Source organism: Pseudoalteromonas denitrificans DSM 6059 (assembly GCF_900112265.1).
Taxonomy (GTDB): Bacteria; Pseudomonadota; Gammaproteobacteria; order Enterobacterales; family Alteromonadaceae; genus Pseudoalteromonas; species Pseudoalteromonas denitrificans.
In genome coordinates this window covers 67,446-87,697 of record NZ_FOLO01000014.1, presented here as the reverse complement: position 1 = coordinate 87,697, position 20,252 = coordinate 67,446, and the positions used below count along the sequence as shown (strand labels likewise).

The following is a 20,252-nucleotide window of genomic DNA, read 5'->3' as shown; positions in this document are numbered from 1 at the left end:
TGATTGATTTTAATATTGCTTCTATGCAAAAAAGTAAAAAGACTTTATAAGAAGTTTATTGAATTGGTTGGAATTTATGATGGCAAGCCGGGTCAATGAGGCGCTAATTTGTTGCATACGCGAGGAATTTAGATATGAAAATATGAGTTTTATTCTCGTGTAATTATCTATTATTAAAAATTGGCAGTAGTGGAAAAATAACACCGAAATACCACGATGAGAGAATTAAAATGAAAAAATCAGAATTTAAAGAGGTGATTAACGCCTCTGTAGAAAAAGTATGGAAAGTATTGTTTAGTCAGTATGGTGATATACATATACACAACCCAACCATGACGGCATCTAACTATATAGGTCATGCTACTAAAGGTGAACTAAATAGCGCTAGGCATTGCATGTTTGATGAAAAATTATATGTGGTTGAAAAAATAACTGAAGTAAATGAGATGAAAAGTTTTAAAGTTGAAGTTTACGCTCATAACCTTCCATTTTTACAAGACATGTCTGCTATCTATGAACTATCTTCAATTGATATCAACAAAACCGAAGTGAAGATGACCTCTTTAGTCTCAACTTCGCCTCGTTTTATGATTTACTTAATGAAAGGACAATTGGGAAAGGGTTTAGTAAAACATCTATTCGGATTGAAATACCTGCTAGAAACAGGTGAAACTGTAAATATGGATAATTACTCAAAAGTTTTTAAAAGCTATCAATAAAAATGAAATAACAATTCTGATTGACTGGAAGCATTGAGCTTAATTGTTGAGGTTCAAATTTAGCCTGACAAACACCATATTAAAATGGTTAACGGTCAGATCAAGCCTGAACCATTACAATTAAACTCAATGATTAATGTAAGAAATTGACCATTTTGAAGTCATTATAATGTTGCTGCTTAATTGTGAGGTAGATCGGTTATGAAGCCTTTCAGGTCCCATGATGACTTTTGTAAAATTTGCATTATATAATGTAATCTTCCAGGGAGAACCCTATCTGTTGCATCAGGTAAAAGGCGAACTCTTTGGTCATATTTATCTGCTGGTAATTCAAATGCTTCAATAATTGCACGTCTATAGGCTATGTTAATTATTTGAGAAACGAATTCAGAACAAATCATGTTATCTTGATTTATGTCTGTTTTCATTTCATTTGGATCTATCGTATCAGGAAGCTTACTAAAAACAGTCTTTATCCCATTTAATAGTCCGTATTTACCTGGATTTTGCATAGCTGTATTTGCTTCATCAAATATATACTTTGGTATTAATTCCCCAACCTTTTCTAATTGAGGGAGTATTTCGTTGGGTTCAAACTTCTTTTGATTTTGTAATACACTAAGTACAGATAGCAAATCACCATCTGTAGTCAATCCTGATTTATTAAATCGATATACTAAAAATAACCCATGGGCGGTAGCTGGTTTTTTTCCTTGTCCTGCTACCTCAAGAATATTATTTTCATTTCCTGTTGCTATTGCTGCATGAACGGTATTGTAGAATGTTTTTGTAGGTAACTGCCCCCAGGAGATAGGAGCATGAGTTAATGTTGTATCAGATGTAACTAGTTTACCAAAAACATTTGTAGCAAGTTGCTGTGTCCATGATAGGTCTTTGAATTGGAGCTTGCGGGCTAATAAAATATCGCCTGCCTTCAGTTCATTTGTGTTCATGAATGTCGCTTCATGATCTTCATTCTTAGTGAAATAGTGCGCACTAACTTTATAAGGTTTGTCTATTTTATATCCCATAGGTAATACTCTTATTATACAAAAGAGTTTATATCCTATCGCGTTGTAAAGGGTTGGTACTTTACTTAACATACTGAATTTTCGGTGTATATAGTTATTTGTGAAATAGTTAAAACTAAAAAATAATAAATGAGTTATACTCATCTAAAACTAATCAAGGGAATGATTATGAGACTATTTAAATGGTTTTTGTAGGCTTTAAAATTGGCTATTACCGTTATATTCATTACACAGAAGTCTTTCCTTTCACTATGCCTCAATTTCTACATATGAATAAATGAGAGGTTAGAACTCTTTGCAGGACATGCTAAAAGCTTTATGGAAAATGGTCTTATTTTTGATGATGAATTTACAAAGCTTAGAATAATAGCTCATTTGAAACTGGCCTGTTTGAAATGAATATAGAGACTGATTTGGATATTACAAAGGCTAAACAATTGTTGGTCTATGTACTTTAGGTGCATCAAAACAACTTAAACTGACTCACTAAAAAATTTAATAAACCTATTATGGGTCTAAATTCATTTACTAAGGAGAGAACATGAAAAAAACATTGCTGCCCTTAATTATTTTAATTACAGCTTGTACAAGCTCTAAATATCCAAATTGGGAATACGTAAGAATTGAAACTTCAACCCCTGACACTCAATGTGTTTATAAAGTACAGGAAGCATGCAGTTTATCTGGGGCTAAATGTTTTAATTGGTATAAAAAAAGGGCTACTAAATTTGAAGCCAATACAGTTGTTATAACTCAAAAAGATAAGAATTTAAGCGCTTCTAGCCAAGTGTTTGTTAACCAAAGTAATGGAGGTAGAAACTCCCAAGTGAATATGGAGCTAACCATGCTAGCTGATTACTTGTATTGCCCAAGTAAAAATCAAATAACTAAAAAAGAAATTTAAATGAAAGTATTAAATCTAGAAGATCTCAAAAAAGTATCCGGTAGTGGTACTGGCGGCGGTATTATTGTTTTACAAATTCCATCGGCATCAATAAAAAGCGGTGGCGGCTCAACAGTCCCTCCCCCTCCTGTATCAATACATCAATGTCATTAACTTAAAGATTTAACACATACGTTTATAGCCCATTGAATACTTATTTGGCACGAATCTTCGGTCTTTTCTAACAAACTTCCTATTGGGCCGAATAATACTTAAATTCCTTGATATTTTATTTATCAATAGTTCATATAATTCAAAATCAGCTAGCCTCATTGTGAACCGAACAACATTATCCTTGAGCTGATTTATCGCAAAGGTGAAGTTGACTTTATAATCATAGAGCCTTTTGTTTTTAGGTTTCTCTATTTTTCGTTTTGCATCATGAATTGCAGCAGCCGCAAGGTTTTTCGTCAAAAGCTTAGCATGTAAGTCTTGTAAAATACCTTCAACAGAAACACTAGAGTAATTCTCAATATTAAGTCGACTTTTCAATACTTTATAATCTTCTTCAACTCCCCATCGTTGATGATATAAATTAGCGAAAACAGAAGTTGGATAAGCTTTCAGATCTGTTAATGATGAAACCAAAACCTCTGGCTCACCTGATGGCAGGTCAACTCGCACTAACCTTAAGCGTAATGTTTCTGTCGATATTTTATCTTTTCTACATCGACGAAGAGACTTCTCAGTACATGGAAAATCAACGATATCACTATATTTTCCACTTTCTAAGAAGGCTTTAACAATATTAGAGCTTTTAACGATACGCATGCAGAAATCAACATTCTTTAGCATATGGTATTTATAAAACCAAACGGCAGGATAACCTCTGTCATAAATGACTAAGTCACCTATTTTAGTTTTATTTAGATGCTTTAACGCCATTTCACGCTCTCCTGTTGAGTGGCTTTCTACCTGCAAATCTAAGGTAATATTATTTTTAACATCATAAAGTTGAGAAAGGCGAACGGCAGGCATCAAAGCATGAGAACGTGCTTTACCAAAATGCTCAAAAAGTTCGTCAGAGATAGGTAATTGTGTGACTGAACCATCAACAGCTAACAGTCGATGGCCTTGCCATGTATTAATGGTTGCAGTTTTATAGAACTCTTGCACTAAATCATCATTTAACTCAATAAATGCTTGATGAGATAGTTTCTTTCTGGCCTTACAAAAAGCAGCGGTGCTAACAGACTTTGTTGATAAGTAGCTATCATCGATAACACTGAAAAACCGAACGAGTTCAGCTTGAATTGAACCATTGAGAGCGTTCAACATAAAACTAATTAAACGAGGAAAAGTAAGCGTGCGATTTCGAGTGAAATCAGTAGATTTTTTACGATGATTTTCTAAAAATTCAGTTGAATGAATTTTATTGGTTAACTTTCGTACTATTTGAATTAAATACTGAACAATTCATTGGTTATTTCTCTATGTTTTTAATTCATAGCTAGGTTATCAACTAGATAACTTATTGTAAATTAGTAATTTAAGCTTAAGTTAATGACATTGATCAATACATAGCGGTGGTGGTGTTGTTGTTAATCGTCCGCCTAGTTAGATGCAACAAATTAGCTTATTAGTCTGCTCGGTTTAACCGAGCAAAACATAAATCCCTTAATTGCACTTTTATTTAAACACTTTAACAGAGCGTAGCGAAAATCTAGGGGGCTTTCCCCCGTGCTGGATAGTGTAGAGTGAGCTTGCCTCAGTCTGTAGTATCCACTACATGGAACTTCAAAGAAATTCTCATCATGTTTTTAGATTAATGTATCACTTTGTGTGGATACCTAAGTATCGACACAAAGTTTTTTCTGATCTTTATCGTGAAGCGATGAAAGTTATAATTCAAAGAATTGGTTACGATTACGATTACGATTACGACATAGATATAGTCGAATTAGAAATACCAGAAGATCATATTCATATGGTCGTAAGAAGTTCACGGAAGTCAATTGGGACTCTTTTATAAATATTACAGCCGATTACACCACTGTCAAAAAATGTATATTGAAACAGCGGGTTTCAACTCGTTTATATTTTTATGATGAATGTAAACAAATAATACAATAGGCTCTGTCAGCTATGCTTATTTAAAACTAATCAAGGTAATGATTATGAAAAAGTTTAAATGGATTGTGTGGTCAATACTGTTTGCTTGGACATTAAAAGTTAGCTACTACCATTATATTTATTACACAGAAAGCTTTCCCTTTCGTTATACCTCAATTGCTGATCACATATTAAAAAATGAGAGAACAAAACTTTTTTCAGCACATGATAAAAGCTTTATGGAAGATGGTCATATTTTAGATGACGAATTTACAAAGCTTGAAGTTATAGCACATTTTGAAACGGGTCTGTTTGAAATGAATATAAATACTGATTTGGATATTACAAAGGCTAAACAATTGTTGGTCGATGTACTTTAGGTGCATCAAAACAACTTATTTTATTGTGCACGAAAAAAAGCCTCGAATAATCGAGGCTTTTTAATCAACGAATGTGATTACCTAGGGTCAAAACATTGCAAGGCTCTTGTAGGCCACAAAATACCACCTGCAACTTGAGGTGTCATATTCGCTGGTAAAGAATGTTTATCTTTTGATAAGTTTTTAATTTTCTTTTTATTTAATTTAAGTTTCATTTTCGTTCCTTTTTCAGTGAGTCTCGATAATGGCATATTGATGAAATTAAAATTGTTAGAAAGTGTTCCTATATTGTAATATTCTGTACCTAAATTAATACTCAATAAAACTAGCAAAAATGTTATTAATTTGAAAAAACTCAAATTCATTTACTTTATTGTTTAATATTGCATAAAAAATAATTTTTAAGAGTTTAAAGCTCAGGTATAGTGCTGTACGTTAATGAATTAAAGTTATTGGTTAAATTTTTAGATTTGATTTTACATACCGTAACAAAATCCCCTTAGCATGTTGCGTTAACCAAATGGGCTGCTTTGTAGGCCGCATTATTAGACCACCTCGTAACTGTTAACCTTTATCATATTAATCTTTTTGTGGTATATAAAACTCATGCGAATAAGTGTGGAAGCAGGGCCGCTAATTATAAAAGTGACATTTTTAGGATATAAAAGCCACTCTTAGAGTCTAGAAGAAAGGTTAGGGTCTATTGTGGGTTAAACTAGAATTGTTATTTAACTATGTGTATGAGAATATCAAAATATAATTAAATTCTTCCATGCTTAAAAAATCATTACTGACATTGAAACTGACACTGTCAAATTGATTTGTATTTTATTTAAGCTCAACCAGTTGTTATTGAAAAGGTTTTTGTTTTATGTGTGAGCTTCTCGGTATGTCTGCAAACGTGCCAACAGATATTTGTTTTAGTTTTTCAGGTTTATTAGAGCGGGGCGGTAATACTGGGCCTCATAAAGATGGGTGGGGCATTACATTTTATGAAGGCAAAGGATGTCGTACTTTTAAAGATCCTTTACCAAGTTGTGAGTCAGAAATTGCTAAACTGGTAAAACACTACCCGATCAAAAGTTGTTCTGTGATAAGTCATATTCGTCAGGGAAACAGAGGGGAAGTTTGTTTAGAAAATACGCATCCTTTTACCAGAGAGCTTTGGGGGAAAGAAATAACTTATGCACATAATGGTCAGTTATCAGATTATGATGATTTACAGCCTGAATTTTATCAGCCTGTGGGTGATACAGATAGCGAATTAGCATTTTGTTGGCTATTAGATGAGATACGTAAGAAATTTACTGTTAAACCTCAAGATATGGCACCTGTATTTCTATATGCTGCACAGTTAGCGCCACAACTGAAGGCAAAAGGGGTATTTAATATGTTACTAACAGACGGTGAACATTTATTAGCATATTGTAGTAATAATTTGCATTGGATCACTCGAAGAGCACCGTTTGGTAAAGCATCTTTGATAGATGTTGATGTGATCATCGATTTTCAAAAAGAAACAACTCCGAATGATGTTGTAACTGTTATTGCAACAAGGCCTCTAACCGAAAATGAAGACTGGCATAAAATTGAAGAGGGCGAATTTAAGTTATTTAAACTGGGTGAACTGATCTAAAAATAAACCTGATGTAGGCATGGATTTTTCGAGGATTTGATTTATTTAAAAAGAGCGTAAAATTTTATAAAAAAACGGGACGTAAGCTGGATTAGTCCCGTTTATAAGTTTTATTTATATATTGCGGTATTTCAGTTCAAAGACTTTAATTGAATATCAAATTGCTCTACGCCTTTTTCCCCTTTCCAGGTTCTGACCATCATATAATCAAGTGAAGGTGCAAACCACACTGAAACTTGACGTTTATCATTATCATATAGACGTTTTACTTTAATTGTTTCTACATTACCAAATGGTAGCGTAATTGTTTCTTTACCAACAACTTGAAATTTATAGTGGCGAACACGGCCTTTTTTATCAACAAGCGGGTAATCAAATTCTGTTTTGCCTTGTTTTATATCTCGGCGAAATTGCACTTGATATGAAATGCCATCTTGTAGTTGGTCATCCCAGATGAGTTTTAAAGGGAATTTTTCTTTATTGCTAAAAACTTGCTTGTTAGTCCGATCGAAACTGATTTTATAGTTTTTATCTCTGCCAGTGCCTGTACGGATCATTTGATAATTTTTAGGAGAAACATGGTTGTCGTAACAGGGGAAAGTAGAGATTTCAGTGCGCTTATCTGAAAAAATCATCCACTCAATGTCACTTTCGTAACTAATGCGGCAATTATTATTATCTAATTTTTTTAATATCCTAGTAGCACGGCCATAACGCTCGCCCTTGCGAAGTACATCATATTTAGCTGTATACTCTTTTACAGAATCAGATGCTAAGTCTGTGCTTGTATTGGCGAAGCTAGAGGGGATAACTAAGGTGCTTAAACTTAATGTTAAAGCACCTTTATTTTTTAAACTTTTTTTAAGCGTAGTCAGCGCCGTGTGCAGGAAGTTTTTTATTATTAAAAACTGCATTATCTTCTTCCATTGTTAGTCGTTGTTCACTGAACCACTGAACCACTAACGGATAGATGATATGTTCCTTTTGGTGTATGCGCTTAGCTAAGCTATCAGCTGTATCATCAGGTAAAATATTAATTTTTGCCTGAAGTACTACGGGACCGCCATCTAACTCTTCGGTCACGAAGTGCACACTAACTCCATGTTCTTTATCACCAGCATCTATTGCTCGTTGATGGGTATTCAGCCCTTGATACTTAGGCAATAAAGAAGGATGAATGTTCAACATTTGTCCTTTATATTTTTGCACTAAGCCAGGGGTTAGAATACGCATAAAACCAGCTAATACAACTAGATCTGGTGTAAAAGTATCAATTTTTTCCATTAAGGCACTATCATAAGCTTCACGAGACTCAAATTCCTTGTGATCTAAGACCACAGTTTCAATCGAGGCTTTTTCAGCTCTTTCAAGGCCATACACGTTTGGACGGTTGCTGATCACAGCGACAATGTCGCCGTTGATCTGCTGTTTTTCACACGCATCAATGATAGCTTGTAAATTTGAGCCGCTACCTGAAATTAATACTGCAATGCGCATTCGTTCCATTACTTAGTGCCGCCTACGATTTCAACTTGCTCTTCACCTTGTGTTGCATCTTGGATTTCACCAATATGCCAAGCGTTTTCACCTTGCTCTTTTAAGATGTTTAAGCTGTTTTCTAATTCGTTAGCTGGAACAACTAAAATCATACCAACGCCACAGTTAAATGTACGGTACATTTCGTGTGTGGTGATATTGCCGTTTTCTTGTAACCAGTCAAAGATTGCAGGCCATTGCCAGCTATCACCTTTTACTACCGCTTTTGCTGATTCAGGTAATACGCGAGGGATATTTTCCCAGAAACCGCCTCCTGTGATGTGTGATAATGCATGTACATCAACAGATTTTAATAGCTCTAATACTGGCTTAACGTAAATACGAGTAGGCTCAAGTAAATGCTCACCTAATGTTTTACCATCAAATGCAGCTGAAGTATCAGCACCTGATACTTCTAGCACTTTACGTACTAAAGAGTAACCGTTTGAATGTGGGCCGCTTGAACCTAATGCGATTAATTGATCGCCAGATTTAACTTTAGTACCATCAATGATTTTTGCTTTTTCAACGATACCGACACAGAAACCAGCGATATCGTAATCTTCACCTTCGTACATGCCTGGCATTTCAGCTGTTTCACCACCAGTTAAAGAACAACCTGATAGTTCACACCCTGCACCGATACCTGTTACTACGTCAACAGCTGTATCTACGTCTAATTTTCCCGTAGCATAATAATCTAAGAAGAATAAAGGTTCAGCACCTTGTACTATTAGATCATTCACACACATAGCAACCAAATCAATGCCCACACCTTGGTGTTGTTTTAAGTCGATTGCTAAACGTAATTTAGTACCTACACCATCTGTGCCGGCTACTAATACAGGTTCTTTATAACCAGCTGGAATTTGGCATAAAGCACCAAAACCACCAATACCGCCCATTACTTCAGGACGTTTAGTTTTTTTTACAACGCCTTTAATACGTTCAACAAGTACGTTACCAGCGTCAATATCAACGCCCGCGTCTTTGTAGCTAAGAGACTGTTTTTGTTCGCTCACAGAAATTCCTCAACATTTGTATGTGGTGGATGGTCTTTAAAGGCGCGCATTTTACCTTAAATGTTCGGTGCTCGCTAGTACTTTTAGCATGTTCGTTAGCTTAATATGCCACAAGTAAATAAGGACTTTTGTCCGGTATATACCCAAACCACTTCAAGATACGAGTTTCAGAACTTCTGAGCAATTTATGATTCAGGCGCATCTTTGTATAAATGGTCATTCCCTTTAAAGAAGATGGACCGGTAATATGCCTTCATTGCTCAGAAGCCCCGTGGGTTGGTTTAGAAGCGCTTTATTCTGCGTTATTGATTTTGAAGAGGGATCCGTCATTCTCTGCAATTAACGCCTTGCTTAAAACGTTTTTCACTCCAACTGAGTTCAGTCCCTTGAAATGGTTTGGGTATAAGAGCCAGTTGAAAACTGAATATTAAAGACCCATGAATATAGTATATTTAGAAAGGGTATTTGAATGATTAATATATTTTTAACAATAACACTGATTATTTTTGTTGTGACTTATTGGCAATGGAATAAAATTAAAACGCATTTTTGGCATAAAAAATATATGGGTCGCACTTTGAGTAAGAGCCAAAAAAAGTTACTACTTAAAGTAATGCCTATTTATAAAAATATGATAGATGCAGACCGTACTAAGTTAGAGCAACATATCTTGTGGTTTTTAGACAATATCAGCTTTTTAGGCCGAGATGGTTTAAAAGTCAATGCGGGTATGCGTTTAGTTGTAGCTGCAAATGCATGTTTATTGGTATTAAATAAACCTTGGCCTATTTATCAAAATGTAAAGCAGGTTTTGTTATATCCGAGTGCTTATTATGCTAAAGAAAATAAAAAAGATGGTGCAGGTTTAGTCAGTTTTCACGAAACCGTACGCCAAGGAGAGTCTTGGCCCGGAGGGACACTCGTGCTTTCATGGCATGATGTTTTAGAAGGTAATCGTTTACCTGAAGATGGTCATAATTTAGTTTTTCACGAATTTGCGCATCAGTTAGATCAACAAACTGGGTTGACTTCAGGGACTCCACAATTGAAAACCTCTGGTCTTTATAAACAATGGGCGCAAGTATTTAATCGTGCATTCAATCAATTAAAAACGCATTTAGCTTATGGCATGCCTAATGTGATCCATCAATATGGTGCGACGAATGAAGCTGAGTTTTTTGCTGTGTTAACCGAAACCTTTATAGAAAAACCCTCACAATTACAAAAACAAGATCCTGAGTTATATCAGTTAATGCTTAATTATTATGAGTTTGACCCTAGGCAGTGGGTTTAATCTTTTAACTTAATATCGTAGTCATCACAATATGAATAACTGCGATATTAAGATCACTGATTTACTGAAACTTAATAGGATCTAAAGTGATGGTATGCGATTGCACTCTTTGACCTTTAAAAAACTCTAAGACACGTTCTGATATTTCGGGAGAAGTCATAAATACATTATGGCCGCCACCTTCAACTGTGATCATATTGGCATTAGTAAAGTTTGCAGCTAATTCAACTTGGCTTTGGTATAAGGTTCTCCCATCTAAAGTTCCAGATACAAATAAAGTGGGGATATCAGAATGTAGCTCTTGTCTAAAGTCATCTCCTAAGTCAGTTACTGGCAATACAGCGTTAATATCTGGAAATGGGAAGTTAGTTGTTCTGCCAACTAAAGCTGTTTTAGCTTGTTTTTGTACTTGAGACCACCTTTCATTCGAAATACCAGAAGCGGCATCCATTGCTAAGCTCATAGGTGTATGTTCAGCTGACATACCTTTTATATAAGCAATATATGAGGCGATTTCAGTGAACTGATTATTTTTCATATCGGCTATGATACGAGGTAATTGTATTAAATATTTAGGGTCCATTAAGAATATAAAGCTTAAGGCAAATTGCATATCAATTTTACCTATGCCAACAATTAGTGGCTTTTTAGTTCTAAAATCGTGGGTATTTATAACTTGTGGTGATGTTTCTAGATTTTTTAAAACATGTGTTAAATCAGCTAAAAAATTTGGATATCTATCTTTAGTATCTGGGTTTGTTTTTAACATCAAAGATACTTTTTCAATTAAGGTTTGCACACGTGCTGGTTGCTTAATTGTATGATCTAACCCTTCTAATGATGCAAGCACCATCTGGTTAATGATTTCAGGGTGATATTTAGCTGCTGTAAAAGCTAAATGTGACCCATAGCTTATACCCCACAGGTTAATTTTATCAGTATTAAGCGTTTTGGCTAAATCAACAAGATCAGCTGCATTTTGTTTTGTATTATATCCATCTAAATCTATATTTTGGTTTTGCCATTGGGTAACACAGGTTTTCACATCAGAAATTGTTTGAGTCATGAGCTCTTTTTCGACTGAAGGTATTTTTAAATCAAAAGAAGTCGCTTTACAGCTTTTTAAATCATTTGATAGTCCGGTTCCTCGTTGGTCAAATAAAATGACATCTGAAGCGGCACGTAGTTTATTAAAAAGTTCAAAACGAGAACGTTTTGCAGTGCCTGTGGCTGAGCCTCCAGGACCTCCAGATAAATATACAATTGGTTTACCCGGTGTTTTACTGGTTGTTGGGAATTTTACATAAGTTAAAGTAAGCTCTCTTGAGTTTGGGTTGTTTCTATTCTCTGGCACTTTAAAAGTACCCATTTGGGCATTTACTTTTTGTTGTTTATAACCAATATATTCATAAGGTAATAGTGCTTTTGAGTTGGCACTGAATTGGCTTGATACAATTAAAGTAATAGGTAATAAAACGTTGAATAGTGGTTTCATAATAAAGACTCTGTTTGTTAATCTTGAGTTCAGTCTAATGTTAAAAAGCATGCCTTGATTTAGAAATGCACCAATGACACCTGTGCATCACCAAGTGCATTTATCTTTGGAGTAAAGTGGTTACAATACAAAAATGAAAATATATAACGTATTAATTACTTTTGTATTCTTGTTATTAAGTACAAAAGCAATAGCCCAAGAAACCAAAGTGCAACCTGCTAATTACTTTCAGTCATTAGGTCAAGATGCGCGTGTTTCAAATGGTACTGTCGCAAATTGTCACGACATATATTTAGATGATAGTGATTGGTCGAAGTTAAACTTATCTCTCATTTCAGAACATCAGCATTATTGTATTCGAATACCTGTGAACGTAAATAAAAGCCAAGTACCGCGATATACAATTCTCAGGGCCATATTCTTAGGCTCGGCAAAATTCTATTGGGATGGTAAGTTTATTGCTGATAAAGGTAAACCTGGTGTTGACCTAAGTTTAGAGCAAGTTGGTCCGATAGAAATGATGGCGCCTTTATCACAAGCTGAATTATCACAAGGAGCGCATTTACTGAGTATTGAGCTTTCTACCTATCATCATATTGAGGATATGCATGCTATTTATTATGGGATGTTTATAACATCTAAAAATGTAAAACAAGATATTAACTTTCAACAAAAACTGATCCCGCTAATGCTCTGTGGTGCTATGTTTTTGCTAACTGTATTTTTTGCTTTAATATATTTTTTATATGAAAAAAGACCTGCATATATTATTTTTAGCTGTTTATGCTTATTTTCAGGGTCTTTAATAGGCTTAGAGGTTATAAAGTATTTTTGGAACTATCCTTGGGATTTTCATATTGTAAGGCTTAGAATTATTATCACAAATGTGCTGTTAACAGGCATGGCGTTGATTGCTTATTATTTATTTTATTATCAGGTAAAACAAAAAGTAACTTGGTTAGGTTTCAGTTTGATCTGCTTTATTGGTTTAGCATTATTTACACCAAGTTATGATATAAAAAGTTTATCAATTTTTGTCTTGGCTTTATTTATTTCTTTATTTATTAATGCACAGGCATTTAGAAAAAAACAGTCGAGTTCATTAGTCCATTTAAGTATATTAAGTGCAGGTTTTACCCTTATGATAGTTTTACCTTTTTCTTTTATTGATAAATGGTTTGCGGCTTTATTTTCTTTTATCGCGTTAGCCAATTTATATAGTTTGATAGTGCAGTTTGGGCAAGAGCGTTCAAAAGCCATGCAATCTTTAAGATTAGAAGCGCAAATGTTAAGGCGAAACCTGCAACCTCACTTTTTGATGAATAGCTTAACTTTAATTGTTGAGTGGGTTGAAACTGAACCAAAATTGGCTGTTAAATTTATAGATGCCTTAGCGGATGAATTTCGTTTATTAAATCTAATGTCGCAGCAAAAACTGGTTCCTTGGTCAAATGAGGTGGCGCTTTGTCAAAAACATTTTGAAATAATGCAATACAGATATCAAAAGAACATACAACTCAATATTGAAGTAATCGAAAGTGACTTTTTAGTTCCCCCTGCAATCATACATACTATTATAGAAAATGCTTTTTCTCATAATCGAATTAAAAATGGTGACTCTTTTGATATACAAATAAAAACAACAGAAAAAATAGATATTAAAGTTATCACGCCTTTTAGAAATAACAATCATCAGGGCTCAGGAATAGGGGAGAATTATATTAAAACCCGCCTAACTGAGAGCTTTAATCATAATTGGATTTTTGAGTCTGCAGCGAAAAATGATACTTGGCAAACCAGGATTAAATTTCCTTTGATAAAAAATGTTGAACTAGACGAGGGGGAATAATGCATATTGTTATTGTTGAAGATGAACCCGTTATAGCGCAGCGTTTAAAAAGACAAATAGGACAAATACTGGTTGCTGGCAAACCCATTATAAAATGGTTTGATGATATTGAAGATGCCAGTAATTATTTAATTGAACATAGTATTGATTTGTTAATGTTAGATTTAAATTTACATGGTGAAAATGGTTTTGATTTATTAAAAGAGATAACAGCGCAAAGTTTTCATACCATTATAGTATCAGCTTATAGCGAACAAGCGATTATAGCATTTGAATATGGCGTTCTTGATTTTGTTGCTAAACCTTTTAAATATGAGCGCTTAGAAGTAGCGTTATCTCGATTTACTGATAAAACGAGTCATGCAAGTCATGACCTAAAACAATTAGCGGTTAAAAAGCATGATGGCTTATCTTTTATCAAAATATCTGACATTAGTTTTATAAAAGCTGATGGTCATTACACTCAACTGCATTATGTCAAGTTACACTATACACAACTTAACTTAGCCCCACATGATGTCGCTTTACATGACAAATCTATCGATAAACTTTCCATGTTATTACCTAAACAATTTATACGAGTTCATCGTTCTTATATTGTTAATATCAATAAAGTTAAACGACTTAAAATTGGCTCAGGTGCAAGTTATCAGTTATTAATAGAAGGTGAAATTGAAGTGCCCCTTAGTCGCAGCCGTTATCAAGAAGTAAAGTCTTTATTTTCTTAAAACCTTGTATAAATTAAATTTTACATAAAACCTCCTAAATTTAGATATAAATCTATCGTTAAATTCAGTTGATTCAACGATATTGATAGAAATTTTAATGCAATGGTGTTCAAATCAAAACGGAAAATAATTTAAAAAATACAAATTAACAATGAGTCTAAAAATGAAAAACACCATTAAAACAGCATTAGCATTGTCGATATCTTTGGCTTTGAGTAGTCAAAGCTATGCAACTGACAAAAATAAAAAAGAAGATGAAAAATTAACTTGGTCTGTTGATGCACCACAAGGTCAGTTTATTGATGCCAGTATCTCTGTGGAACAGGGAACTTGGATGAATGTTGATGTGAGCCCTGATGGAAAAACGGTTATCTTTGATCTGTTAGGTGATATTTATTCTATGCCATTAAATGGTAATAAAGGTGAAAAAGCCACACAATTAACTTCTGATATTGCTTGGCAAATGCAACCTAAATTTAGCCCTGATGGCAAGCATATTGCTTTTACATCGGATGCTGATGGAGGAGATAATATTTGGATAATGGACCTAGATGGTAAAAATGCCAAAGCGGTCACCAAAGAAACTTTTCGATTATTAAATAGTCCTGCTTGGAGCCCTGATGGTGATTTTATTGTTGCCCGTAAACATTTTACTGATACACGTTCTTTAGGTGCAGGGGAAGTATGGATTTATCACAAAGCGGGTGGTAAAGGCATGCAATTAACAAAGCGTCCTAATGATCAAAAAGATTTAGGTGAACCGGCTTTTTCACCTGATGGTAAATATGTTTACTTTTCACAAGATGCTACACCAGGAAAAACGTTTCATTATTCTAAAGACGCTACAGCGGGTATTTACAAAATTAAACGTTATGAGCGTAAAACGGGTGAAATTGAAACAATCATTTCAGGTATGGGCGGAGCTATCAGACCAACACCATCACCTGATGGTAAAACATTGGCTTATATTAAACGCGATGATTTTCAAACGAGTCTTTATTTATATGATTTAGAGTCAGGAAAACATACTAAGGTATACGATAAATTAGAACGAGATATGCAAGAAACGTGGGCGATTCATGGTGTTTATACCAATATAGCATGGACGCCAGACAGTGAAGATCTCGTATTTTGGGCTGCGGGAAAAATTCATAAATTAAATGTATCTGATAAATCTGTATCAGATGTGCCATTTAAAATACACACCACTAAAAAATTACAAAAGGCATTACGTTTTACACAAAATTTAGATACAGAAAAATTTGACGTGAAAATGTTGAGAAACGTACAAGTCTCTCCCGATGGCAAAACGGCATTATTTGAGGCGATGGGGCATATTTATAAAAGGGATTTAAGCTCAGGAAAAGTGAAACGTTTAACAAAGCAAAATTCACATTTTGAGTTCTTTCCAACATTTTCTCGTGATGGCAAAAAAATAGCATATACAACGTGGGATGATAAAGAACAAGGAACCGTTCGTATTGTCTCTACCCGAAATGGTAAAGGAAAAACGATTGTAAAAGAGACTGGTAAGTATGTAGAGCCAGTATTTAGTCCTAATGGTAAAACGTTAGCCTATAGAAAAATAGAAGGAGGCTCTATTTTAAGCCCTGATTGGTCATTAAAGCCGGGGATTTACACTGTGCCATCAAAAGGTGGTAAATCTGAGTTTATTACTAAGTCAGGATCTCAGCCTCAGTTTGGAAAAAGCGAAAACAAAATATACTTATTAGATGGCTACCCTAAGCCAAGTTTATTAATGGTGGAACTTGATTCTAAAAAAGAACGTACACTTTATGAGTCTAAACTTGCAACAGAATTTAGAGTATCACCTGATGGTCAATATTTAGCTTTTGCAGAGCGTTTTAAAGTATTTGTTACACCTTTAGTTGAAAATGGAAAAACAATTAATATAGGACCTAAAGCTGAGCAATTCCCAATTGAGCAATTATCAGTACGCGCAGGAGAAAATATTAGCTGGAGTCGTGATAGTGACAAACTATATTGGTCTCTGGGTCCAGAACTTTACCATAGCGATTTATCAGGTATTTTTGACATCAAAAAGTCAGACAATGATTTTAAAGTTAAAAATGGTGAAAACATCGGTTTTAAACAATCAATGCATGCACCGAAAGGCATAATTGCACTTACAGGTGCCCGTATTATTACTATGAAAGGTGATAGTGTCATTGAAAATGGTGTTTTAATAACGGATGGTAAGCACATAAAAGCAGTAGGTACGACAGCTGAAATAAATATTCCTAAAGGTGCAAAAATAGTTGATGTATCTGGTAAAACGATTATGCCAGGTATCGTTGATGCTCACGCCCATGGCTCTCAAGCTTCTAATGAGATTATTCCACAGCAGAACTGGAAAAACTTAGCGGGTTTAGCTTTAGGTGTAACGACGATTCATGATCCATCAAATGATACTACTGAGATTTTTGCTGCAAGCGAGATGCAAAAGGCTGGCACGATTGTAGGGCCGCGCATTTTTTCTACAGGTACTATTTTATATGGTGCTAATGGTCCAGGTTATACTTCACATGTTGATTCATTAGAAGATGCAAAATTTCATTTAGAGCGCTTACAAAAAGTAGGTGCTTTTAGTGTGAAATCTTATAATCAACCTCGTCGAGAGCAGCGTCAACAAATCATTCAGGCTGGTCGAGAGTTGCGTATGATGGTTGTGCCAGAAGGTGGCTCATTATTGCAACATAACTTAACTATGGTTGCAGATGGCCATACTGGAGTAGAACACTCTATTCCAGTTGCAAATATTTATAATGATGTAAAACAAATGTGGGGTCAAAGTGAAGTGGGTTATACACCTACATTGGTCGTTGGCTACGGTGGTATTTGGGGAGAAAACTATTGGTATGACAAAACGGATGTTTGGAATCACCCAATACTATCAAAATTTGTACCAAAAGAGCTGTTACAACCTCGCTCTATGAGACGTCCTAAAGCACCAGAACACCATTATAACCATTTTAATAATGCACGTGTGGCTGCGGAACTACAGGATGAAGGTGTTATTGTAAACTTAGGCGCACATGGACAACGTGAGGGTTTAGGAGCGCATTGGGAAATGTGGATGTTTGCACAAGGGGGGATGACAGGGCTTGAAACAATTCGTGCGGCAACGCTTGATCCGGCCCGATATTTAGGGCTGGATAAAAATATTGGTTCTTTAGAAGTGGGAAAACTTGCTGATTTAATGATAATCGATGGCAACCCGCTAACTGATATACGCGTAACTGATAAAGTTAGCTATACCATGATCAATGGCCGTTTATTTGATTCTTCTACTATGCAAGAACTTGGAAAAAAACAAAGAGAAGATTTATATTTTGAAAAATAAGCTTGTTGTAGAAATTTATTTGAGTCCATTGAATATTTAAAAACAAAAAAGGCTGCAATTTAATTGCAGCCTTTTTGTTATTAAATTGATATTTAATAAATTTAAACGATGCCTTGTGGTAAACGACAATCGTGGTCTTTTTCTGCTAAATATACAATCCAAAACTCTTCTGCAGTATAACCGTCTTCGTTATTTTTAACGATAACCATGCCTTTATCTTTGATTTCTACTGGTTTAGCAGCTGTTTTTTTAGCAGGTTTTGCGGCAGCCTTTTTAGCAGGCTTAGCAGCTTCTTTAGGTGCTTCTGTTGAAGTACCTGATGAAAGTTCTTCGGTTAAAGCGGCAAGATCAGCCAGGCGCATATTTTTGCCACCATCTACACTGTACCATCCAGCTTTAGCAACAACTTCAGGTTGTTTGCCATTTACTGCTTGATATGCTTTGTCAAAATCTTCTAAAACTTGTGCTTTATCAAGTTTGCTCATCATAATTCCTAGTTTTTGTTAAATTTGTTGCAGCGGCTTTTATACCGACTTTTGAACCAATTATCAATTTTTTCAGGTTTTTCTTTATTTTTGATCAAGTAAACGGGACAATTTCGCTTATCTATAGATAAAATTGAAAATTTATGAAACGTATTGATTTAATCTCACAGCTCAATATTTTGTTAGAACCCCATACCATCAGAGATTTTTGCCCTAATGGTTTACAAGTTGAAGGTACTGACAATATCAAAAAAGTAGTGACGGGCGTTACCGCATCACAAGCATTGATTGATGCTGCAATTTTGCAAAAGGCTGATGCTATCATAGTTCATCATGGCTTCTTTTGGAAAGGTGAAAATCCAGAAATTGTTGGTATGAAGAAAAAACGTATTGCAGCTTTACTAAAACATGATATTAATTTAATTGCTTATCACTTACCGTTAGATGTTCATCCGACACTTGGGAATAACGCACAATTAGCGAAATTACTCGATATTACGTATGAAGCAGGTTTAGAGCTTGGTTCATCTAAAAGTGTGCCAGTAAAAGGCATTTTAAATACACCATTGACAGCAGAGGAATTTGCACAAAAAATTGCTACTGTATTAAATCGCAAACCTGTTACTTCAATTGTGAGAGATAAAAAAATTGAAAGCATCGCTTGGTGTACAGGAGGTGGTCAAGGGTATATCGATTTGGCTGCCCAGCAAGGTATTGATGCGTATCTGACTGGAGAAGCCTCAGAACAAACGATCCATAGCTCAAGAGAGCAAAATATTGATTTTTTTGCCGCAGGACACCATGCCACCGAAAGATACGGTATCAAGGCACTTGGGGAGTATCTAGCAAACGAATATCACTTAGATGTAACATTTATTGATATTGATAATCCAGTTTGAACTTAATCTGTAAAATTATTAGCGATATTTAAAGTTTCAGATTGACTCAGGGTCGTATAGTCGCTTTATTATGATCCACCAAGAGCCTATTAATTCATGTTGATGGGCTGTAGCTGCAGATAGAGCCTCTGAATTTGGAATAAACTGTTGCCAACTGGCTTGTAAATTTAAAGCATAATAATCAGTTGGAGCAGCAATTACATCTATGCCTTGTTGTTTAAATAAATCAGCTGCACGGCTCATATGTGCAGCGGAAGTAACGAGAGCAACTTTGGCATCTATTAATTTATAAGCGAGTTGCTTTGCCTCTTCAGCAGTGTCTTTTGCTCTGGGGTTGGTAATAATACGGGTATGATGTAAACCTAGACTTAAAGCTGTCTTTTTTAATAGAACGCTACTGCTTGTATTATTGATGGAAAATCCTGATAAAACGAGCTTGGCATAAGGGTATAGTCTTGCGATTCGCAGGCCTTCGACTAGACGTGCTAAAGAACAGGCTCCTAATTGTGAATTAGCAGGACGTCCCTTATGAGGTTTTACCTGGCAACCAAGAACAACAATATAATGAAGCTTTGCGTGTTTTTGTTTGTTAAAAGTAGAATAGCGGTTTTCTGCTGTTGAGATTAACTGCTGAGTGACGACAGGCAAACTCAACAAGATCAGAGTTAATATTGCAGGTAAACATAAAAACAAACCGCATTTATTTTTTTTAAAAAAAATAAATAATAAACCAATGATAATCATGGAAAATAATATAGGTAATGGCATTAATAAACTGCCAAGTATTTTTTTTAATTCAAATAAAGTCATAGTTTATCT

At 34.9% G+C, this 20,252-nt stretch carries 20 protein-coding genes; 11 read left to right on the top strand and 9 right to left on the bottom strand.

Annotation, left to right across the window (positions count from 1 at the left end):
• Positions 1-230 precede the first annotated feature (230 nt).
• Positions 231-719, top strand: coding sequence for an SRPBCC family protein (locus BM088_RS11025; protein WP_091983637.1), 489 nt, complete (start codon positions 231-233; stop codon positions 717-719).
• 179 nt (positions 720-898) lie between these two features.
• Here the strand turns inward: BM088_RS11025 and BM088_RS11020 are convergent, their stop codons facing one another.
• Positions 899-1,750 carry a hypothetical protein gene (locus BM088_RS11020; RefSeq protein WP_091983635.1) on the bottom strand — a complete coding sequence of 284 codons (852 nt, stop codon included), beginning with the start codon at positions 1,748-1,750 and terminating at the stop codon, positions 899-901.
• A 541-nt stretch (positions 1,751-2,291) separates the two neighbouring features.
• Here BM088_RS11020 and BM088_RS11015 point away from each other — a divergent pair.
• Together BM088_RS11015 and BM088_RS27220 are read left to right on the top strand one after the other, a co-directional pair.
• On the top strand, positions 2,292-2,654 hold the full coding sequence (locus BM088_RS11015; RefSeq protein WP_091983633.1) for a hypothetical protein: 363 nt from the start codon (positions 2,292-2,294) through the stop codon (positions 2,652-2,654).
• A complete protein-coding gene (locus tag BM088_RS27220) occupies positions 2,655-2,807 on the top strand; it encodes a hypothetical protein (RefSeq protein ID WP_177208021.1) in 153 nt (50 codons plus the stop codon).
• Positions 2,808-2,816: 9 nt separating this feature from the next.
• On the opposite strand, the gene BM088_RS11010 is transcribed toward BM088_RS27220, so the two are convergent.
• Positions 2,817-4,064: an IS4 family transposase gene (locus tag BM088_RS11010; RefSeq protein ID WP_245763804.1), complete on the bottom strand. Its 1,248-nt coding sequence runs from the start codon at positions 4,062-4,064 to the stop codon at positions 2,817-2,819.
• A 358-nt stretch (positions 4,065-4,422) separates the two neighbouring features.
• Here BM088_RS11010 and tnpA point away from each other — a divergent pair, with 358 nt between their 5' ends.
• Both tnpA and BM088_RS11000 read left to right on the top strand, forming a co-directional pair.
• Positions 4,423-4,665, top strand: coding sequence for an IS200/IS605 family transposase (gene tnpA / locus BM088_RS11005; RefSeq protein ID WP_218156502.1), 243 nt, complete (start codon positions 4,423-4,425; stop codon positions 4,663-4,665).
• A 145-nt stretch (positions 4,666-4,810) separates the two neighbouring features.
• Positions 4,811-5,125 (top strand): hypothetical protein, encoded by a 315-nt coding sequence (locus BM088_RS11000; RefSeq protein WP_091983631.1) that lies wholly within the window; start codon positions 4,811-4,813, stop codon positions 5,123-5,125.
• Between the two features lie 77 nt (positions 5,126-5,202).
• Here BM088_RS11000 and BM088_RS27215 read toward each other — a convergent pair whose 3' ends face one another.
• The gene (locus BM088_RS27215; protein ID WP_177208020.1) at positions 5,203-5,340 is read right to left on the bottom strand and encodes a hypothetical protein; all 138 of its coding nucleotides are present in this window, start codon (positions 5,338-5,340) and stop codon (positions 5,203-5,205) included.
• Positions 5,341-5,996: 656 nt separating this feature from the next.
• Between BM088_RS27215 and BM088_RS10995 the strand changes: the two genes are divergently transcribed.
• Positions 5,997-6,761, top strand: coding sequence for a class II glutamine amidotransferase (locus tag BM088_RS10995; RefSeq protein ID WP_091983629.1), 765 nt, complete (start codon positions 5,997-5,999; stop codon positions 6,759-6,761).
• A gap of 131 nt (positions 6,762-6,892) precedes the next feature.
• Here BM088_RS10995 and BM088_RS10990 read toward each other — a convergent pair whose 3' ends face one another.
• The 3 genes from BM088_RS10990 to purM are packed head-to-tail and all read right to left on the bottom strand — an operon-like array spanning position 6,893 to position 9,319.
• Positions 6,893-7,675, bottom strand: a complete 783-nt coding sequence (locus BM088_RS10990) for a DUF3108 domain-containing protein (protein WP_091983627.1) — start codon at positions 7,673-7,675, stop codon at positions 6,893-6,895.
• Positions 7,623-8,267, bottom strand: a complete 645-nt coding sequence (gene purN / locus BM088_RS10985) for a phosphoribosylglycinamide formyltransferase (protein WP_091983625.1) — start codon at positions 8,265-8,267, stop codon at positions 7,623-7,625. Before purN ends, BM088_RS10990 begins: the two co-directional genes overlap by 53 nt.
• Positions 8,267-9,319, bottom strand: coding sequence for a phosphoribosylformylglycinamidine cyclo-ligase (gene purM / locus BM088_RS10980; RefSeq protein WP_091983623.1), 1,053 nt, complete (start codon positions 9,317-9,319; stop codon positions 8,267-8,269). Before purM ends, purN begins: the two co-directional genes overlap by 1 nt.
• Before the next feature lie 469 nt (positions 9,320-9,788).
• Between purM and BM088_RS10970 the strand changes: the two genes are divergently transcribed.
• Entirely contained in the window at positions 9,789-10,613 is an 825-nt protein-coding gene (locus BM088_RS10970; RefSeq protein ID WP_091983619.1) for a M90 family metallopeptidase, read from the top strand.
• A 61-nt stretch (positions 10,614-10,674) separates the two neighbouring features.
• On the opposite strand, the gene BM088_RS10965 is transcribed toward BM088_RS10970, so the two are convergent.
• Entirely contained in the window at positions 10,675-12,108 is a 1,434-nt protein-coding gene (locus BM088_RS10965; RefSeq protein WP_177208019.1) for an alpha/beta fold hydrolase, read from the bottom strand.
• 133 nt (positions 12,109-12,241) lie between these two features.
• Between BM088_RS10965 and BM088_RS10960 the strand changes: the two genes are divergently transcribed.
• The 3 genes from BM088_RS10960 to BM088_RS10950 all read left to right on the top strand — a co-directional run bounded on the left by BM088_RS10960 (position 12,242) and on the right by BM088_RS10950 (position 18,049).
• Entirely contained in the window at positions 12,242-13,957 is a 1,716-nt protein-coding gene (locus BM088_RS10960) for a sensor histidine kinase (protein WP_091983615.1), read from the top strand.
• Positions 13,957-14,685 carry a LytR/AlgR family response regulator transcription factor gene (locus BM088_RS10955; RefSeq protein WP_091983614.1) on the top strand — a complete coding sequence of 243 codons (729 nt, stop codon included), beginning with the start codon at positions 13,957-13,959 and terminating at the stop codon, positions 14,683-14,685. Before BM088_RS10960 ends, BM088_RS10955 begins: the two co-directional genes overlap by 1 nt.
• A gap of 163 nt (positions 14,686-14,848) precedes the next feature.
• Positions 14,849-18,049, top strand: a complete 3,201-nt coding sequence (locus BM088_RS10950) for an amidohydrolase family protein (RefSeq protein ID WP_091983612.1) — start codon at positions 14,849-14,851, stop codon at positions 18,047-18,049.
• A gap of 101 nt (positions 18,050-18,150) precedes the next feature.
• Here the strand turns inward: BM088_RS10950 and BM088_RS10945 are convergent, their stop codons facing one another.
• Entirely contained in the window at positions 18,151-18,534 is a 384-nt protein-coding gene (locus BM088_RS10945; protein ID WP_091983610.1) for a hypothetical protein, read from the bottom strand.
• A 143-nt stretch (positions 18,535-18,677) separates the two neighbouring features.
• Between BM088_RS10945 and BM088_RS10940 the strand changes: the two genes are divergently transcribed.
• Positions 18,678-19,433, top strand: coding sequence for a Nif3-like dinuclear metal center hexameric protein (locus tag BM088_RS10940; RefSeq protein WP_091983608.1), 756 nt, complete (start codon positions 18,678-18,680; stop codon positions 19,431-19,433).
• Positions 19,434-19,469: 36 nt separating this feature from the next.
• Here the strand turns inward: BM088_RS10940 and BM088_RS10935 are convergent, their stop codons facing one another.
• The gene (locus tag BM088_RS10935; RefSeq protein WP_091983606.1) at positions 19,470-20,243 is read right to left on the bottom strand and encodes an ElyC/SanA/YdcF family protein; all 774 of its coding nucleotides are present in this window, start codon (positions 20,241-20,243) and stop codon (positions 19,470-19,472) included.
• Positions 20,244-20,252 lie beyond the last annotated feature (9 nt).

Excerpts from the sequence above, each read along its gene's own strand:
- BM088_RS11025 (WP_091983637.1), top strand. The coding sequence starts at position 231 with ATGAAAAAATCAGAATTTAAAGAGGTGATTAACGCCTCTGTAGAAAAA.
- BM088_RS11020 (WP_091983635.1), bottom strand. The coding sequence starts at position 1,750 with ATGGGATATAAAATAGACAAACCTTATAAAGTTAGTGCGCACTATTTC.
- BM088_RS11015 (WP_091983633.1), top strand. The coding sequence starts at position 2,292 with ATGAAAAAAACATTGCTGCCCTTAATTATTTTAATTACAGCTTGTACA.
- BM088_RS27220 (WP_177208021.1), top strand. The coding sequence starts at position 2,655 with ATGAAAGTATTAAATCTAGAAGATCTCAAAAAAGTATCCGGTAGTGGT.
- tnpA (WP_218156502.1), top strand. The coding sequence starts at position 4,423 with ATGGAACTTCAAAGAAATTCTCATCATGTTTTTAGATTAATGTATCAC.
- BM088_RS11000 (WP_091983631.1), top strand. The coding sequence starts at position 4,811 with ATGAAAAAGTTTAAATGGATTGTGTGGTCAATACTGTTTGCTTGGACA.
- BM088_RS27215 (WP_177208020.1), bottom strand. The coding sequence starts at position 5,340 with ATGAAACTTAAATTAAATAAAAAGAAAATTAAAAACTTATCAAAAGAT.
- BM088_RS10995 (WP_091983629.1), top strand. The coding sequence starts at position 5,997 with ATGTGTGAGCTTCTCGGTATGTCTGCAAACGTGCCAACAGATATTTGT.
- BM088_RS10990 (WP_091983627.1), bottom strand. The coding sequence starts at position 7,675 with ATGCAGTTTTTAATAATAAAAAACTTCCTGCACACGGCGCTGACTACG.
- purN (WP_091983625.1), bottom strand. The coding sequence starts at position 8,267 with ATGGAACGAATGCGCATTGCAGTATTAATTTCAGGTAGCGGCTCAAAT.
- BM088_RS10970 (WP_091983619.1), top strand. The coding sequence starts at position 9,789 with ATGATTAATATATTTTTAACAATAACACTGATTATTTTTGTTGTGACT.
- BM088_RS10965 (WP_177208019.1), bottom strand. The coding sequence starts at position 12,108 with ATGAAACCACTATTCAACGTTTTATTACCTATTACTTTAATTGTATCA.
- BM088_RS10960 (WP_091983615.1), top strand. The coding sequence starts at position 12,242 with ATGAAAATATATAACGTATTAATTACTTTTGTATTCTTGTTATTAAGT.
- BM088_RS10955 (WP_091983614.1), top strand. The coding sequence starts at position 13,957 with ATGCATATTGTTATTGTTGAAGATGAACCCGTTATAGCGCAGCGTTTA.
- BM088_RS10950 (WP_091983612.1), top strand. The coding sequence starts at position 14,849 with ATGAAAAACACCATTAAAACAGCATTAGCATTGTCGATATCTTTGGCT.
- BM088_RS10945 (WP_091983610.1), bottom strand. The coding sequence starts at position 18,534 with ATGAGCAAACTTGATAAAGCACAAGTTTTAGAAGATTTTGACAAAGCA.
- BM088_RS10940 (WP_091983608.1), top strand. The coding sequence starts at position 18,678 with ATGAAACGTATTGATTTAATCTCACAGCTCAATATTTTGTTAGAACCC.
- BM088_RS10935 (WP_091983606.1), bottom strand. The coding sequence starts at position 20,243 with ATGACTTTATTTGAATTAAAAAAAATACTTGGCAGTTTATTAATGCCA.